At 72.7% G+C, this 14940-nt stretch carries 14 protein-coding genes; 8 read left to right on the forward strand and 6 right to left on the reverse strand.

What is annotated here, in order from left to right; translation table 11 throughout:
* Positions 1-13: 13 nt before the first annotated feature.
* The 4 genes from hutI to hutU are packed head-to-tail and all read right to left on the reverse strand — an operon-like array spanning position 14 to position 5497.
* Positions 14-1261 carry an imidazolonepropionase gene (gene hutI / locus ACF06X_RS22650; RefSeq protein ID WP_392289089.1) on the reverse strand — a complete coding sequence of 416 codons (1248 nt, stop codon included), beginning with the start codon at positions 1259-1261 and terminating at the stop codon, positions 14-16.
* Positions 1262-1278: 17 nt separating this feature from the next.
* Positions 1279-2619, reverse strand: a complete 1341-nt coding sequence (locus ACF06X_RS22655) for a formimidoylglutamate deiminase (RefSeq protein ID WP_392289090.1) — start codon at positions 2617-2619, stop codon at positions 1279-1281.
* Positions 2610-3815 carry an allantoate amidohydrolase gene (locus ACF06X_RS22660; protein WP_392289414.1) on the reverse strand — a complete coding sequence of 402 codons (1206 nt, stop codon included), beginning with the start codon at positions 3813-3815 and terminating at the stop codon, positions 2610-2612. The genes ACF06X_RS22655 and ACF06X_RS22660 overlap by 10 nt, the downstream gene beginning before the upstream one ends.
* A gap of 17 nt (positions 3816-3832) precedes the next feature.
* A complete protein-coding gene (gene hutU, locus ACF06X_RS22665) occupies positions 3833-5497 on the reverse strand; it encodes a urocanate hydratase (RefSeq protein WP_392289091.1) in 1665 nt (554 codons plus the stop codon).
* A gap of 114 nt (positions 5498-5611) precedes the next feature.
* On the opposite strand from hutU, the gene ACF06X_RS22670 reads away from it, so the two are divergent.
* The 7 genes from ACF06X_RS22670 (at position 5612) to ACF06X_RS22700 (ending at position 11168) form a co-directional block, all read left to right on the forward strand.
* The gene (locus ACF06X_RS22670; RefSeq protein WP_392289092.1) at positions 5612-6949 is read left to right on the forward strand and encodes a diaminopimelate decarboxylase; all 1338 of its coding nucleotides are present in this window, start codon (positions 5612-5614) and stop codon (positions 6947-6949) included.
* A gap of 69 nt (positions 6950-7018) precedes the next feature.
* Entirely contained in the window at positions 7019-7486 is a 468-nt protein-coding gene (locus ACF06X_RS22675; RefSeq protein ID WP_392289093.1) for an SRPBCC family protein, read from the forward strand.
* Positions 7487-7615: 129 nt separating this feature from the next.
* Positions 7616-8980 (forward strand): APC family permease, encoded by a 1365-nt coding sequence (locus ACF06X_RS22680; protein WP_392289094.1) that lies wholly within the window; start codon positions 7616-7618, stop codon positions 8978-8980.
* A 113-nt stretch (positions 8981-9093) separates the two neighbouring features.
* Positions 9094-9549, forward strand: a complete 456-nt coding sequence (locus tag ACF06X_RS22685; RefSeq protein ID WP_392289095.1) for a hypothetical protein — start codon at positions 9094-9096, stop codon at positions 9547-9549.
* Complete coding sequence (locus ACF06X_RS22690) at positions 9546-10304, forward strand: transcriptional regulator (RefSeq protein WP_392289096.1); 759 nt, start codon at positions 9546-9548, stop codon at positions 10302-10304. Before ACF06X_RS22685 ends, ACF06X_RS22690 begins: the two co-directional genes overlap by 4 nt.
* 41 nt (positions 10305-10345) lie before the next feature.
* Positions 10346-10738, forward strand: a complete 393-nt coding sequence (locus ACF06X_RS22695; protein ID WP_392289097.1) for a roadblock/LC7 domain-containing protein — start codon at positions 10346-10348, stop codon at positions 10736-10738.
* Between the two features lie 58 nt (positions 10739-10796).
* Positions 10797-11168, forward strand: coding sequence for a hypothetical protein (locus ACF06X_RS22700; protein ID WP_392289098.1), 372 nt, complete (start codon positions 10797-10799; stop codon positions 11166-11168).
* A gap of 27 nt (positions 11169-11195) precedes the next feature.
* Here the strand turns inward: ACF06X_RS22700 and ACF06X_RS22705 are convergent, their stop codons facing one another.
* Positions 11196-12041: a MurR/RpiR family transcriptional regulator gene (locus tag ACF06X_RS22705; protein ID WP_392289099.1), complete on the reverse strand. Its 846-nt coding sequence runs from the start codon at positions 12039-12041 to the stop codon at positions 11196-11198.
* 337 nt (positions 12042-12378) lie between these two features.
* A complete protein-coding gene (locus ACF06X_RS22710; protein WP_392289100.1) occupies positions 12379-13773 on the reverse strand; it encodes a cystathionine beta-synthase in 1395 nt (464 codons plus the stop codon).
* A gap of 119 nt (positions 13774-13892) precedes the next feature.
* Here ACF06X_RS22710 and ACF06X_RS22715 point away from each other — a divergent pair, with 119 nt between their 5' ends.
* Positions 13893-14933, forward strand: coding sequence for an SGNH/GDSL hydrolase family protein (locus ACF06X_RS22715; RefSeq protein WP_392289415.1), 1041 nt, complete (start codon positions 13893-13895; stop codon positions 14931-14933).
* Positions 14934-14940 lie beyond the last annotated feature (7 nt).

Genomic DNA, 14940 nt, shown 5'->3' on the forward strand with positions numbered 1-14940 from the left:
CGGCGTCGCAGTTTCAGACCACGCGCCGGCCCCGGCGCCAGACCTCTTGGACCAGGGGGACGCCCGGGCGGTAGGCCAGGTGGATGTGGGAGGGGGCGTCCAGGAGGGTGAGGTCGGCGTAGGTGCCGGGGGTCAGGCGGCCGATGTCGGTGCGGCGGAGGGCGGCGGCGCCGCCGGCCGTGGCGGACCAGAGGGCCTCGTCCGGGGTCATGCCCATGTCGCGTACCGCCAGGGCGACGCAGAACGGGACCGAGGAGGTGAAGGACGAGCCCGGGTTGCAGTCCGTGGACAGGGCCACGGTGACGCCCGCGTCCAGGAGGCGGCGGGCGTTCGGCCACTCGGCGCGGGTGGAGAACTCCGCGCCCGGGAGGAGCGTCGCCACCGTGGCGCCCGAGGCGAGCGCGTCGACGTCGGCGTCGGTCAGGTGGGTGCAGTGGTCGGCGCTGGCCGCGTCCAGCTCCACCGCGAGCTGGACACCGGGACCGTACGAGAGCTGGTTCGCGTGGATGCGGGGGTGCAGGCCCCTGGCCTTGCCCGCGGTGAGGATCTCCCGCGCCTGGTCCCCGTCGAAGGCGCCCTTCTCGCAGAAGACGTCGATCCAGCGGGCGTACGGGGCGCAGGCGTCCAGCATCTCGCCCGTGACGAGGGCGACGTAGCCGGCCGGGTCGTCGGCGTAGTCCGGGGAGACGATGTGGGCGCCGAGGTAGGTGACCTCGTCGGTGTGGGCGGCGGCGATGCGCAGGGCGCGGGCCTCGTCCTCGACGGTGAGGCCGTAGCCGGACTTGGTCTCGAAGGTGGTCGTGCCCTGGCGGAGGGCCTCGCGCATGTAGCGGGCGACGTTGGCCGACAGCTCGGCGTCGGAGGCCGCGCGGGTCGCGGCGACCGTGGTGCGGATGCCGCCCGCCTCGTACGGCCGGCCGGACATCCGGGCGTTGAACTCGGCGGTGCGGTCGCCCGCGAAGACCAGGTGCGAGTGGGAGTCCACGAAGCCGGGGATCACCGCCCGCCCGCCCGCGTCGACCCGATTGTCAGTGGCGGGTGCTTTTCTTGATTCACCGACCCAGGCGACGCGGTCGCCGTCGATGACGACGGCCGCGTCCTGGATCAGGCCCAGGGGGGTTCCATCACCGAGGGAGGGATCGTTGGTGACGAGACTGGCGATGTTGACGATGGCGGTGGCGGCCGTCGCCACGGCGCTGTTCGCGCTCGTGGGGGCGGAGATCGCCGCCGGGTTGTTCGTCGCCGCGGGGCCCGTGTTCATGATGCGAGGTGTCTCCTTCAGCCGCGCAGGGCGGCGATCGAGTCCGCGAGGGCCCGGGGCACGTCCGGTACGGAGTGGTGCACCCCGTCCCGTACGACGTGACGGCCGCCCACGATCGTGTGCCGGACGTCCGAGGCCGACGCTGCGAATACCGCCGTCTCGGCTGCCAGACGCGGCGCCGGCCCCGCTGTCCTGACCGAGTCCAGGGCGATCGTCGTGAAGTCGGCGAGCGCGCCCGCCTCCAGGCGGCCCGCGTCGGGCCGGCCGAGGGCGGCGTGGCCGTCGGCCGACGCGGCCCGGAGCAGGGCCGCGGCCGTCCAGTGGCCTCGGGTGCGCGAGCGCAGGCGCTCGTTCAGTTCCATGGCCCGCGCCTCCTCCAGGAGATCGACGACCGCGTGGCTGTCGCTGCCGAGCGAGAGGGGGGAGCCCGCGCGCTGGAGGGCGACCGCCGGGCCGATGCCGTCCGCGAGGTCGCGTTCGGTCGTCGGGCACATGCAGGTGCCGGTGGTCGAGGAGCCGAGGAGCGCGATGTCGGCGTCGGTGAGGTGGGTGTTGTGGACGCCGGTCGTCCCGGGGCCCAGCACGCCGTGGTCGGCGAGGAGCTGGGTCGGGGTGCGGCCGTGGGCGGCGAGGCAGGCGTCGTTCTCGGCGGTCTGCTCCGAGAGGTGGACGTGGAGCGGGGCGCCCCGCTCGCGGGCCCAGGTGGCCACCGTGGCCAGCTGATCCGCCGGGACGGCCCGTACGGAGTGGATCGCCGCTCCGATCCGTACGCCGCCGGCCGCGCGCTCCTTCAACAGCGAGACGCGTTCCGCCCAGGCGTCGGCGGTGCCGTCGGAGAAGCGGAGCTGGTGCTCGTCGGGGGCGGCGCCGAAGCCGGAGGAGAGGTAGGCCGTGTCGAGGAGGGTGATCCGGATGCCCGCGTCGGCCGCCGCCTCGATCAGCGCCTCGCCCATCGCGTTCGGGTCGGCGTAAGGGGTGCCGCCCGGGGCGTGGTGGAGGTAGTGGAATTCACCGACGGCCGTGATGCCGGCGAGCGCCATCTCCGCGTACACCGCCCGCGCGAGGGCGTGGTACGTCTCCGGTGTCAGCCTCGATGCGACCTGGTACATCACCTCGCGCCAGGTCCAGAAGGTGCCGGAGCCGACCTGGACCGTGCCGCGCAGGGCGCGGTGGAAGGCGTGCGAGTGGGCGTTGGCCAGGCCGGGGACGGTGAAGCCGCGCAGGGCGGTGGCGCCGGGCGGCGGGGCGTCGACACCGGTGCGTACGGCGGTGATGCGGCCGTCGGACACGTCGAGGGCGACGCCCGGCTCGACATGGGTGCCGAGCCAGGCGTGTTCCAGCCAGTACGTCACGCGCACGCGAGCCCCTCCAGTACGTCGGCGAGTGCGAGGACCCCGGCCACGCAGTCGTCCTCGGCCGCGAACTCGGCCGGGGAGTGCGAGACGCCCGTGGGGTTCCGTACGAACAGCATGGCGGTCGGGATCGCGGCGGAGAGGATTCCGGCGTCGTGTCCCGCGCCGGTGCCGAGAACCGGGGTCTTCTCCCCGAGGATCCCGGCCAGCTCGTCCCTGAGCGCGTGGGCGAACTCCACGACCGGGGTGAAGGACTCCTGGACGACGGTGAGGTCGATGCCGTGGCGGGCGGCGTAGTCGCGGGCGGCGGTCTCGACGCCGGCCGTCACCGTGTCCAGGGCGCTCTGGTCGGCCGCGCGGGCGTCCAGCCAGCCGCGCACGAGGGAGGGGATGGCGTTGACGCCGTTGGGCTCGACGGCGATCTTGCCGAAGGTGGCGAGGGCTCCGGCGAGTTCGGCCTCGCGGCGGGCGGCGAGCACGGTCTCGGCGTAGGTGAGCATCGGGTCGCGGCGGTCGACGAGCCGGGTGGTGCCGGCGTGGTTGGCCTCGCCGGCGAAGTCGTACCGCCAGCGGCCGTGCGGCCAGATCGCGGAGGCGATGCCGACGGCGTCGCCGGACAGGTCCAGGGCGCGGCCCTGCTCGACGTGGAGTTCGACGAAGGCGCCGATCCGGGCCAGCCGTTCGGGGTCGGGGCCGATGGCGGACGGGTCGTGGCCGGCCGCCTCCATGGCCTGGGGGAGGGTGATCCCGTCGGCGTCGCGCAGTTCGTAGGCCTTGTCCCGGGTCAGCTGTCCGGCGGCGAGGCGGGAGCCGACGCAGGCCAGGCCGAAGCGGGCGCCTTCCTCGTCGCCGAAGTTGGTGATGGCGAAGGGCCGCTTGAACTGGACTCCCCGGGAGCGCAGTTCGTCGAGCGCGGCGAAGGCGGAGACGACGCCGAGGGGCCCGTCGAAGGCGCCGCCGTCGGGGACGGAGTCCAGGTGGGAGCCGGTGACGACCGCGTCGCCGGCCGCCACGTCTTCATATGTCTCGGCGCCGAGCCAGGCCCACTGGTTGCCGTTGCGGTCGACCTCGTAGTTCAGGCGGCGGGCCTCGGCCTGCATCTGGAACCAGAGCCGGCAGTCGGCGTCGGCGCCGGTCCAGGCGTAGCGCCGGTAGCCGCCGGTGGCGGCGCTGCGGCCGATGGGCCGCAGCGACCGCCACATGGCGTGGAAGGTCTCGCTCACGCGGAGCCGTCCTCACGCATGGGTACGCGTACGCCCTTGGTGTCCGCGACGGACTCGGCGATGTCGTAGCCGGCGTCGACGTGGCGGATGACGCCCATGCCGGGGTCGTTCGTCAGGACGCGGCGGATCTTCTCGCCGGCCAGCGGGGTGCCGTCGGCGACGGTGACCTGGCCGGCGTGGATGGAGCGGCCCATGCCGACGCCGCCACCGTGGTGGAGGGAGACCCAGGAGGCGCCGGAGGCGACGTTGACCATGGCGTTGAGGAGCGGCCAGTCGGCGATCGCGTCGGAGCCGTCGAGCATGGCCTCGGTCTCGCGGTACGGGGAGGCCACCGAGCCGCAGTCGAGGTGGTCGCGGCCGATGGCGAGCGGGGCCGCCAGCTCGCCGGAGGCCACCATGTCGTTGAAGCGCTCGCCGGCGCGGTCGCGCTCGCCGTAGCCGAGCCAGCAGATGCGGGCGGGCAGACCCTGGAAGTGGACGCGCTCGCCTGCCATCTTGATCCAGCGGTGGAGGGACTCGTTCTCCGGGAAGAGCTCCAGCATCGCCTTGTCGGTCTTGTGGATGTCGGAGGCCTCGCCGGAGAGGGCCGCCCAGCGGAAGGGGCCCTTGCCCTCGCAGAAGAGGGGGCGGATGTACGCCGGGACGAAGCCGGGGAAGGCGAACGCCCGGTCGTAGCCGGCCAGCTGGGCCTCGCCCCGGATGGAGTTGCCGTAGTCGAAGACCTCGGCGCCGGCGTCCATGAAGCCGACCATGGCCTCGACGTGCTTCGCCATGGACTCGCGGGCGCGGGTCGTGAAGCCCGCCGGGTCCTTCGCCGCGTACGTCGCCATGTCGTCGAAGGCGACGCCGACGGGCAGGTAGGAGAGCGGGTCGTGGGCCGAGGTCTGGTCGGTCACGATGTCGATGGGGGCGCCCTCGGCGAGCATCCGCGGCAGCAGTTCGGCCGCGTTGCCGAGCAGGCCGATGGAGAGCGGGCGGCGCGCGTCGCGGGCCTCGGTCGCCAGCGTCAGCGCGTGGGCGAGGTTGTCGGCCTTGACGTCGAGGTAGCGGTGCTCGATGCGGCGCTCGATGGCGCGCGGGTCGACGTCGACGCAGATCGCGACGCCGTCGTTCATCGTCACGGCGAGCGGCTGGGCGCCGCCCATGCCGCCGAGTCCGGCCGTCAGGGTGATCGTCCCGGCGAGCGTGCCGCCGAACTTCTTGGCGGCGACGGCGGCGAAGGTCTCGTAGGTGCCCTGGAGGATGCCCTGGGTGCCGATGTAGATCCAGGAGCCGGCCGTCATCTGGCCGTACATGGTCAGGCCGAGCTGCTCCAGGCGGCGGAACTCCTCCCAGTTGGCCCAGTCGCCGACCAGGTTGGAGTTGGCGATGAGGACGCGCGGCGCCCACTCGTGGGTCTGCATGACGCCGACCGGGCGGCCGGACTGGACGAGCATCGTCTCGTCCTGCTTCAGCGTCCGCAGGGTGCGGACCATGGCGTCGAAGGAGCGCCAGTCGCGGGCGGCCTTGCCGGTGCCGCCGTAGACGACGAGCTTGTCGGGGTGTTCGGCGACCTCGGGGTCGAGGTTGTTCTGCAGCATGCGGAGGGCGGCCTCCTGCTGCCATCCCAGGGCGCTCAGTTCCGTACCGCGCGGGGCCCGTACGGGGCGGGGTCCTGACATGGGGATGCCTCCTCCGGCACAACTCCGACGTGAATCAGTTATTCACATCCTGGACCGCTGAATAGAAGTAGTCAACAGCTGCGGCGGCCCCTCACCCGGTGATGGGATGGAGTCATGGCTTCCTACCGTCGCGATCAGGCCGTCCGGGCCGCCGTCGAACAAGGCCTCCTCTCCCCCGCCGACCCCGCCCGCCAGATCGTCGCCCTCCTCGACACCGCCGGCATCCGCGCCTCGGCCGCCGCCCTCGTCTCCGCCTTCGCCGCCGTCACCGACGCCCCCGTCCTGCACGCCTTCGCCGTGAAGGCCACCCCCCTCGTGCCCGTCCTGCGCCTGCTGTACGACTGCGGGCTCGGCGTCGAGGTCGCGAGCCCGGGCGAGCTGGCCCTCGCCCGCGCGGCCGGCGTCCCCCCGTCCCGTACCGTCCTCGACTCCCCCGCCAAGACGCCCGCCGAACTCCGCCAGGCGCTCGCCCTCGGGATCGCGGTCAACGCCGACAACCTCCAGGAGCTGGCCAGGATCGACGCGCTCATCGCCTCCGCGCCGACCGCCAGCCCGATCGGCCTACGGGTGAACCCGCAGATCGGGGCGGGGACGATCGGCGCCCTGTCCACCGCGACCGCCACCTCGAAGTTCGGCGTCGCCCTGCGCGACGAGGGGGCGCGCGAGGCGGTCGTCCAGGCCTACCTCGACCGCCCCTGGATGCGCAGGCTGCACACCCACACCGGCTCCCAGGGCATCCCGCTCGCCCTGATGGCGGAGGGGGTCGCCACCGCCCACACGCTCGCCGAGGAGATCAACGCCAAGGCCGGACGGCAGCAGATCGACACCATCGACATCGGCGGCGGACTGCCGGTCAACTTCGTCACCGACGAGGAGACGCCGACCTACGCGGAGTACGCCGAGCTGCTCGCCGCGACCGCCCCCGGCCTTTTCGCCGGGCGCTACGGCATCGTCACCGAGTTCGGCCGCTCGCTGCTCGCCAAGCACGGCACGATCCTGGCCCGCGTCGAGTACACCAAGACCTCCGGCGCCCGCCCCATCGCCGTCACCCACGCGGGCGTCCAGGTGGCCACCCGTACGGTCTACGCCCCCGACTCCTGGCCGCTGCGCGTCCTCGCCTACGACGCCGAGGGCCGGCCCCGCACCGGCCCCGAGATCCCGCAGGACGTCGTCCAGGACGTGGCCGGACCCGCCTGCTTCGCGGGCGACATGCTCGCCACCGGCCGGCCGCTCCCACTGCTCCGGCCGGGCGACATCGTCGCCGTACCGGACACGGGGGCGTACTACTTCGCCCACCACTACGCGTACAACAGCCTGCCCCGGCCCGGCGTCCACGGCTTCACCGTCGCCGACGACGGCGCGGTCTCCTTCGCGACCGTCCGCAGGCCGCAGAGCCTCGACGAGATCGTCGCCGAGTCCGGCGGCGAGCGGCCCGACGCGTTGCTGGGCTGACGCGTTGCCGGGCTGCGCGTTGCCGGGCTGCGCGTTGCCGGGCCGACGTGCCGGTGGTTCCGTGGAGCCATGGCTGCTACCAAGAGCGTCGTCGTCGAGCGCCGCATCCGGGCGACCCCCGGGCCGGTCTGGGAGACGATGACGGACCTCAAGGGGATGGAACGGATCCTCAGCGGCGTGGACCGGGTGGAGGTGCTCACCGAGGGCGTCTTCGGGGTCGGCACGCGCTGGCGCGAGACCCGGAAGATGTTCGGCAAGGAGGCCACGGAGGAGATGACCGTGACCGAGAGCGAGCCACCCGACCGTTACGTCACGGTGGCCGACTCGCACGGCATGCACTACGTGTCGGAGATCGCGCTGCGCCCCGACGGGACCGGCGCGACGACGGTACGGATGACCTTCTCCGCGCGGCCCGCCGCCGGCCGCTCCACGGGCCTGCTGACCCGGCTTCTCTCCGGCCTCGGCGCCAGGGCCGTGAGCCGGGTCCTCGCCAAGGACCTGGACGACGTGGCCGCCTCGGTGGAACGCCGGGGCTGAGCCGGTACGGCCGGGGCCGAGCTCTGTCCGGCCGGGGCTGAGCCCGTACGAGTGACAGGGCGGCGGGCATCAGTTCTCCGCCGCCGGGGCAGAGACCTTCCCATCGGCAAACGGGAAAGGGGTCCCTCCATGGCCACGGCCGCGACCGAACAGCCCGCCCTCAAACGCGCCATCGGGCCCAAGCTGCTCATCCTCTTCGTGATCGGCGACATCCTGGGCACCGGGATCTACGCCACCACCGGCAAGGTGGCGGGCAAGGTCGGCGGCGCGCTCTGGCTGCCGTTCGCGATCGGCTTCGTCGTCGCGCTGCTGACCGCCGCCTCGTACGTCGAACTCGTCGGCAAGTACCCGAAGGCGGCGGGCGCCGCGCTCTACACCCAGAAGGCGTTCAAGGTTCCCTTCCTCACCTTCATCGTGGCCTTCATGGTGATGTGCTCGGGGCTCTCGTCCGCGAGCGCGGCGGCGCGCGCCTTCAGCGGGGACTACTTCCGGGAGTTCACGGACGCGATCCCGGCCACCCTCATCGCGATCGTCTTCATCGTCGCCCTCGCCTCCCTCGCGCTGCGCGGGGTGTCGGAGTCGGTGAAGACCAACGTCGTCCTGACCGTGGTCGAGCTGACCGGTCTGCTGATCATCCTCGCGATCGGCGCCTGGGCCGTGCTGACCGGCGAGGGCGAGCCGTCCCGGCTCGGCGAGTTCGAGGCCTCCGGCAGCGGATACGCGCTGATGACCAGCGTGCTGGGCGCCACGGCGCTCGGCTTCTTCGCCTTCGTCGGCTTCGAGGACTCCGTCAACATGGCGGAGGAGACACGGGATCCGGTCCGCACCTTCCCCAAGGCCATCTTCACCGGCGTCGCCGTCACCGGCACCGTCTACGTCCTGGTCGCCCTGGTCTCCTCGCTGCTCGTGGACCACGGGACCCTGCAGAGGTCCAGCGGTCCGCTCCTGGAGGTCGTCAAGGCCGGCGGAGTCGACTTCCCGCCGAAACTCTTCGCGCTGATCGCCCTCTTCGCGGTCACCAACTCCGCACTCATCAACATCATGATGGCCTCCCGGCTCTGCTACGGCCTCGCCAACGAACGGGTCCTGCCGCGCGTGATGGGCAAGGTCCTTAAGAACCGCCGTACGCCGCTCACCGGCATCGTCTTCGTCACCCTGCTCGCCATCGGCCTGGTGTCCACGGGCGAGATCGAGGGCCTCGGCGACACCACCGCGTTCCTCCTGCTCTGCGTCTTCGCGGTGGTCAACATCGCCGTGCTCGTCCTGCGCAAGGACCGGGTGGAGCACGCGCACTTCCGTACGCCGACGGTGCTGCCGGTCCTCGGCGCGATCACCGCGCTGATCCTGGCCAGCCCGCTCGCGGACCGCTCGGCGGACGTGTACGTCCGGGCCGGCGTCCTGCTCGCCATCGGCATCGGGCTGTGGATCGTCAACAAGATCGTCCTGCGGGTCCGCCACGAGGACCACGAGGATCACGAGGGCCACAAGGACTGAGCACACGGCATGTTCCGATGGAAAATGCCAGAACTCCTGCCCCGGGCCGGAGCGTTGAGTAACGTCACGGTCACTGCCGTACGCCCGCACGCCGCATCGGGAGGGGAACCCGCGTGCCCGGAATCGACGAGTGCCTGCTGGAAGCCATGAGCTTGCCGGGTGCGCGGGGTGCCTCCCTGGTCGACTGGACCAGCGGGCTCGCCCTCGGCACGGCGGGCGACTCGCCGGTCGGCGACCACGAGACGACCGCCGCCGAGACGGCCGAACTGGCCCGCGTGGCGGCGGAGTACGACTCCTTCACGAGCGACGGCGCGCCGGCCGGGGCCTCCGCCGAGGACGGCGCCCCGGCCCCCGGCGGGGAGTTACCCAAGGGGCCCGAGGAGCCCAAGGGACCGCCCGTCGAGGACCTCATCCTCACCACCCGCGAGGGCTATCACATCCTCCGCTTCGTCGAGACGGCCTTCGACAGCAGCGTCTTCCTGCACCTGTGGCTCGACCGCGACCAGGGCAACCTCGCCCTCGCCCGGATCCGGCTGCGCGACCTCGCCGAGAAGCTGGTCATCGGATGACCGTCTCCCCCATGCTGGGCCGCCTCGCCGCCGAACGCGCGACCGGCGCCCTGCTGCGCGACCACGGCACGCTCTACCTCGTCGACGGCCGTGTCGTGCACGCCGAGAGCCCCGCCTCGCCCGGCCTCGACGTCCTGCTGACCGCCGGCGGACGCCTGCCCCGCGAGGGCTGGGAGGAGGCCGTCGACCGGGCGGGGGCGCGCCGCGAGGTGGGCAGGTTCCTGGTGGACAGCGGCCGGCTGCGCGGCGGCGAGCTGGAGATCTGCCACCTCGGGGCGGTCTTCGACGCGGCGTTCTTCGCGCTCGCGCCCGCTTCGGGCCCGACCCGCTTCCGGTACGGCGTGAGCCACTGGTTCGGCACGGTGCGCCCGGTCTCCACCGAGGCCGTCGAGCGCGAGACCGTACGCCGCCGTGAACTGCTCGACAGCGTCTGGCCGTACGGCGCCGTGGACACCGCCCCGGTACTGCCCCGGCCGGCCGCCCCCGGCCAGACGGTGACCCCGCGCCGACGGGCCCTGCTGGCCGCCGCGGACGGCTCCCGCACCCCGGCGGACATCGCGCGGCGGCTCGGCCGCCCCGCCTTCCACACGCTGCTCGACGTGCGCCGCCTCGCGGCCGCCGGCCTCGTCGAGACCCCGCTCGAACCCCTGCCGGCCGCGCCGCCCGCCGTGCCCACCTGGGTCGGCGAGGTCGCGGCGGATCCGGACGTCGCCCTGCTGCGCCGGCTCCGTGACGCCCTGGAGGCAAGCCTGTGATGAGGCGTGCCCTGCGCATGCGCGCCGAGAGGAGACAACTGATGTCGGCAGAGGCCGAGGTGCTCGGCGAGCTGAGACGGCTGCGGGCCCGGCTGCCGCAGCTCACCGGGGCGCTCGCGGCGAGCGCGGACGGTCTGGTGCTCGCCCGGGACACCGTGGACGGCGAGGCGGAGAGCGTCGCGGCGCTCACCGCGGCCGCCCTGGGCGTCGGGCAGCGGCTGACCGAGTCCACCGGTCAGGGCGGCTTCCGCGAACTGCTGGTACGGGGCGAGCACGGCTATGTCGCCACGTACGCGGCGGGTCGCTCGGCCGTTCTGACGCTGCTCGCGGAGCCCCGCATCAATGTGGGCCGGCTCCATCTGGAGGCCCGGCGGTCGAGCGCCCGGATAGGCGAGCTCGTCGACGAGGCGCTGGAGCGCAAAGACCTGAGCTGAAGAAGACCTGAACCGACCGACCCGAACCGACCGAATCACGAGAAGGAAGTGCGACACCATGGCGAACACCGAGACCGCCCTCAAGGAAGCCGCGGGGATCGTCGGCGCCATCGGCGCCGCGCTGGTCGACTACACCAGCGGCATGGCCCTCGGCACCATCGGCGGCAGCAAGGAGCTCGACCTCAACGTGGCGGCCGCCGGCAACACCGACGTGGTCCGCGCCAAGGTCCGGGCGATGGAGATGCTCGGCCTCAACGACGAGATCGAGGACATCCTGATCACGCTGGGTGGGCAGTACCACCTGATCCGGCTGCTCAAGGGGCGCGGGACGAACGGCCTGTTCCTGTACCTGGCCCTGGACAAGGAGCGGGCGAACCTGGCGATGGCCCGCCACCAGCTGAAGAAGATCGAGTCGGAGCTCGACGTCTGAACCCGACGTCTGAACCTGCCGTCTGAGCTACTCCACGAACAGGCCCCGCGCCGCCGCCTTCGTGTCGAACTCCTCGAGCCGCGCCTGCGCGTCGGGCAGTTCGTCGGCCATCGCCTCCAGGAGGACCCGGCCGAGCAGCATCGGCGCGCAGGCCGTGTCGAAGGCGAGGCCGGTGCCGACGGCCGCCGGGATCAGCAGGTCGCTGTGGGCGGCGACGGGCGCGAAGGCCGATTCGGCGACGGTGACCACGGTCAGCCCGGCCGCCCGCGCGTACTCCAGGGCCTCCACGACCTCCCGGGGGTGGCGCGGCAGCGCGAAGCAGAGCAGGGCCGTGGCCCCGGCCCGTACGGCCGCGTCGAGGCGGTCGGTGAGCATCGACCCGCCCTCGTCGAGGAGGCGGACATCGGGGTGGACCTTGGCGGCGAAGTAGGCGAAGCCGCGCGCCTGCGAGGACGCCGCCCGCAGGCCGAGCACGGGCAGCGGGCGGGAGGCGGCGAGGAGCCGTCCGGCGCGCTCGACGGGCGCGGGGTCGGCGAGGAGCTCGGCGAGGTGGCGGAGGTTCTCGATCTCGGCGAGGACGGCCTGCTGGTACTCGTTGTGCTCGCTGCCCGCGTCCGCGCCCCCGGTGGGCTCGGCGGGCGCGACCTCGCGCAGGTGGCGGCGGAGCGCGGGATAGCCGTCGAAGCCGAGGGCGACGGCGAAGCGGGTGACGGATGGCTGGCTGACCCCGGCGAGCTCGGCCAGCTCCACACTGGACAGGAACGGCACGTCGCCGGCCCGTCGCACCATGCAGTGCGCGATCCGCCGCTGTGTCGGTGTCAGCCGGTGCCCTTCGAAGAGCGCCTGCAGCCGTCCGGCCGGGCTCTCGCTCACGACGTCCCCCTTCTGCTTATTCATTCACCTTGAACTCTGCATGAAGATATGCAGGAGGGCAAGAAAAGAATGAAGAGGGAGAAGCGCGCGGGGACCGCCGCACCCCCATCGCTGGGGGGCGGGACGACGGCGGTCCCCGCGGGGGACACGGGCCCGGGTCAGGGCCGGTCTCCGCGTCCGCGGCGTCTTCAGGAGGTCCGGGAGCCGCTCCGTTGTCCTTGACGCCGACAACGACCAATGTGCCGGACCCGTGTTAAGCGGGTGCTGCGCGTACGTGTCGCGCTCGTACCGATTTCGCGAACGCGCGCCGAGGCGCCCGATCGGCCGTGCTCCAGGGCTACTTGGCGCCCTTGGCTCCGCCGCCGGCGAGGAAGGCGAGCAGGTCCTGACGGCTGACCACGCCCGTCGGCTTGCCCTCGACCAGCACGATCGCCGCGTCCGCCGCGCCGAGCACGGACATCAGGTCGGCGACCGGCTCGCCGGAGCCGACCTGCGGCAGCGGCGCGCTCATGTGCCGCTCCAGCGGGTCCTCGAGGGAGGCCCGCTTGGTGAACAGCGCGTCGAGCAGCTCGCGTTCGACGACCGAGCCGACGACCTCGGCGGCCATGACGTCGGGGTGACCGGCACCCGGCTTCACGATCGGCATCTGGGAGACGCCGTACTCCCGCAGCACCTCGATGGCCTGACCGACCGTCTCCTCCGGGTGCATGTGGACCAGGGAGGGCAGGCCGCCCTCCTTGTGCCGGAGCACGTCGGCGACGGTGGCGGTGGAGGTGTCCTCCAGGAAGCCGTAGTCGGCCATCCACTCGTCGTTGAAGATCTTGGAGAGGTAGCCGCGGCCGGAGTCGGGCAGCAGCACGACCACGATGTCGTCGGGGCCGAGCTCCCGGGCGACCTCCAGGGCCGCGACGACCGCCATGCCGCAGGAGCCGCCGACCAGGAGGCCCTCCTCCTTGGCGAGACGGCGGGTCATCTGGAAGGAGTCCTTGTCCGAGACGGCGACGATCCGGTCGGTGACGGTCGCGTCGTAGGCGGTGGGCCAGAAGTCCTCGCCGACGCCCTCGACGAGGTACGGCCGGCCGGAGCCGCCGGAGTAGACGGAGCCCTCGGGGTCGGCGCCGATGATCTGGACCGTGCCGCCGCTGGCCTCCTTGAGGTACCGGCCGGTGCCCGAGATGGTGCCGCCGGTGCCGACGCCCGCGACGAAGTGGGTGATCTTCCCGTCCGTCTGCTCCCAGAGCTCGGGTCCGGTGGTCTCGTAGTGCGAACGGGGGTTGTTCGGGTTCGAGTACTGGTCGGGCTTCCAGGCGCCGGGGGTCTCACGGACGAGCCGGTCCGACACGTTGTAGTACGAGTCGGGGTGCTCGGGATCGACGGCCGTGGGGCAGACGACGACCTCGGCGCCGTACGCCCGCAGCACGTTGATCTTGTCCGTGGACACCTTGTCCGGGCAGACGAAGATGCATTTGTAGCCCTTCTGCTGGGCCACGATGGCGAGGCCGACGCCCGTGTTGCCGGACGTGGGCTCGACGATGGTGCCGCCGGGCTTGAGAGCACCGCTCTCCTCGGCCGCCTCGATCATGCGGACCGCGATGCGGTCCTTGACCGAGCCGCCCGGGTTGAAGTACTCGACCTTGGCCAGGACGGTCGCCTGAATGCCCGCTGTCACGTTGTTGAGCTTCACCAGCGGGGTGTTGCCGACGAGGCTGATCATCGAGTCGTGGAATTGCACCGTAATCTCCGGGGTCTCCGTAATGGTGAAGCCAGCGTATGCGTAGTCGGAGCGGGTTACGGGGCAGTTAGATCCTGAACGGCTTGAAGGAGGTGACTGCCCCTATGTCGAGGGCGAGGGTGGCGCGGCGGATCGCGGCGGGCGCGGCGTACGGAGGCGGGAGCATCGGGCTGCTCGGCGTGGCAGCGGTGGGGGTGCTCCTGGCCGAGGTGCAGCTGGCGAAAAGATCGGTGGGGGGCGGGGTGGCGCCGCTGCCGCCCACGGCGGAGGGACTGTACGGGCGCTCGTTCCAGGCGTCCGGTTCCGCCGCCCGTTCCGGGTCCGGGGCGGCCCCGGACCCCGCCTCGGTCCCGCTGCGGCTGGCCCTTCTGGGTGATTCGACGGCGGCGGGCCAGGGGGTGCGCCGCTCCGGGCAGACGCCGGGGGCGCTGCTGGCCTCGGGGCTCGCCGCGGTGGCGGAGCGTCCGGTGGTGCTGCGGAACGTGGCGCTGCCGGGGGCGCGCTCGGACGACCTGGAACGCCAGGTGTCGCTGTTGCTGACGGCTCCGGCGGGCCCGCCCGACGTGTGCGTGATCATGATCGGCGCGAACGACGTGACGCACCGGATGTCGGCGACCGAGTCGGTGCGGTATCTGGCGGCGGCGGTGCGGCGGCTGCGGACGGCGGGCGCGGAGGTGGTCGTCGGGACCTGTCCGGACCTGGGGACGATCGAGCCGGTCTACCAGCCGCTGCGGTGGCTGGCCCGGCGGGTGTCGCGGCAGCTGGCGGCGGCGCAGACGATCGTGGTGGTGGAGCAGGGCGGCCGGACGGTGTCGCTGGGCGACCTGCTGGGCCCGGAGTTCGCGGCGAACCCGCGCGAGATGTTCGGGGCGGACAACTACCACCCGTCGGCCGAGGGGTACGCGACGGCCGCGATGGCGGTGCTGCCGACGGTGTGCGCGGTCCTCGGCGTGTGGCCGGAGGCCGACCGCCTGGAGCCGGACCGTCACGAGAACATCCTGCCGGTGGCGAAGGCCGCGGCGGAGGCGGTGAAGGAAGCGGGTACGGAGGTCACGGGCGCGCGGGCGCCATGGGCGCTGCTCAAGCACCGCAGGCGCCGGCGCCTGCCGGAGTCCGCGCCGGAACCGGCCCCGTCCACGGAGGAGGTACGCCGGCCTTGAGGGGGCA

The sequence above is a fragment of the Streptomyces sp. NPDC015346 genome (genome assembly GCF_043078785.1).
Taxonomy (GTDB): domain Bacteria; phylum Actinomycetota; class Actinomycetes; order Streptomycetales; family Streptomycetaceae; genus Streptomyces.

Bases quoted from the DNA above. Each gene is read 5' to 3' on its own strand.
- hutI (WP_392289089.1), bottom strand. From the start codon at position 1,261: ATGAACACGGGCCCCGCGGCGACGAACAACCCGGCGGCGATCTCCGCC.
- ACF06X_RS22660 (WP_392289414.1), bottom strand. From the start codon at position 3,815: ATGTGGCGGTCGCTGCGGCCCATCGGCCGCAGCGCCGCCACCGGCGGC.
- hutU (WP_392289091.1), bottom strand. From the start codon at position 5,497: ATGTCAGGACCCCGCCCCGTACGGGCCCCGCGCGGTACGGAACTGAGC.
- ACF06X_RS22670 (WP_392289092.1), top strand. From the start codon at position 5,612: ATGGCTTCCTACCGTCGCGATCAGGCCGTCCGGGCCGCCGTCGAACAA.
- ACF06X_RS22675 (WP_392289093.1), top strand. From the start codon at position 7,019: ATGGCTGCTACCAAGAGCGTCGTCGTCGAGCGCCGCATCCGGGCGACC.
- ACF06X_RS22680 (WP_392289094.1), top strand. From the start codon at position 7,616: ATGGCCACGGCCGCGACCGAACAGCCCGCCCTCAAACGCGCCATCGGG.
- ACF06X_RS22690 (WP_392289096.1), top strand. From the start codon at position 9,546: ATGACCGTCTCCCCCATGCTGGGCCGCCTCGCCGCCGAACGCGCGACC.
- ACF06X_RS22695 (WP_392289097.1), top strand. From the start codon at position 10,346: ATGTCGGCAGAGGCCGAGGTGCTCGGCGAGCTGAGACGGCTGCGGGCC.
- ACF06X_RS22700 (WP_392289098.1), top strand. From the start codon at position 10,797: ATGGCGAACACCGAGACCGCCCTCAAGGAAGCCGCGGGGATCGTCGGC.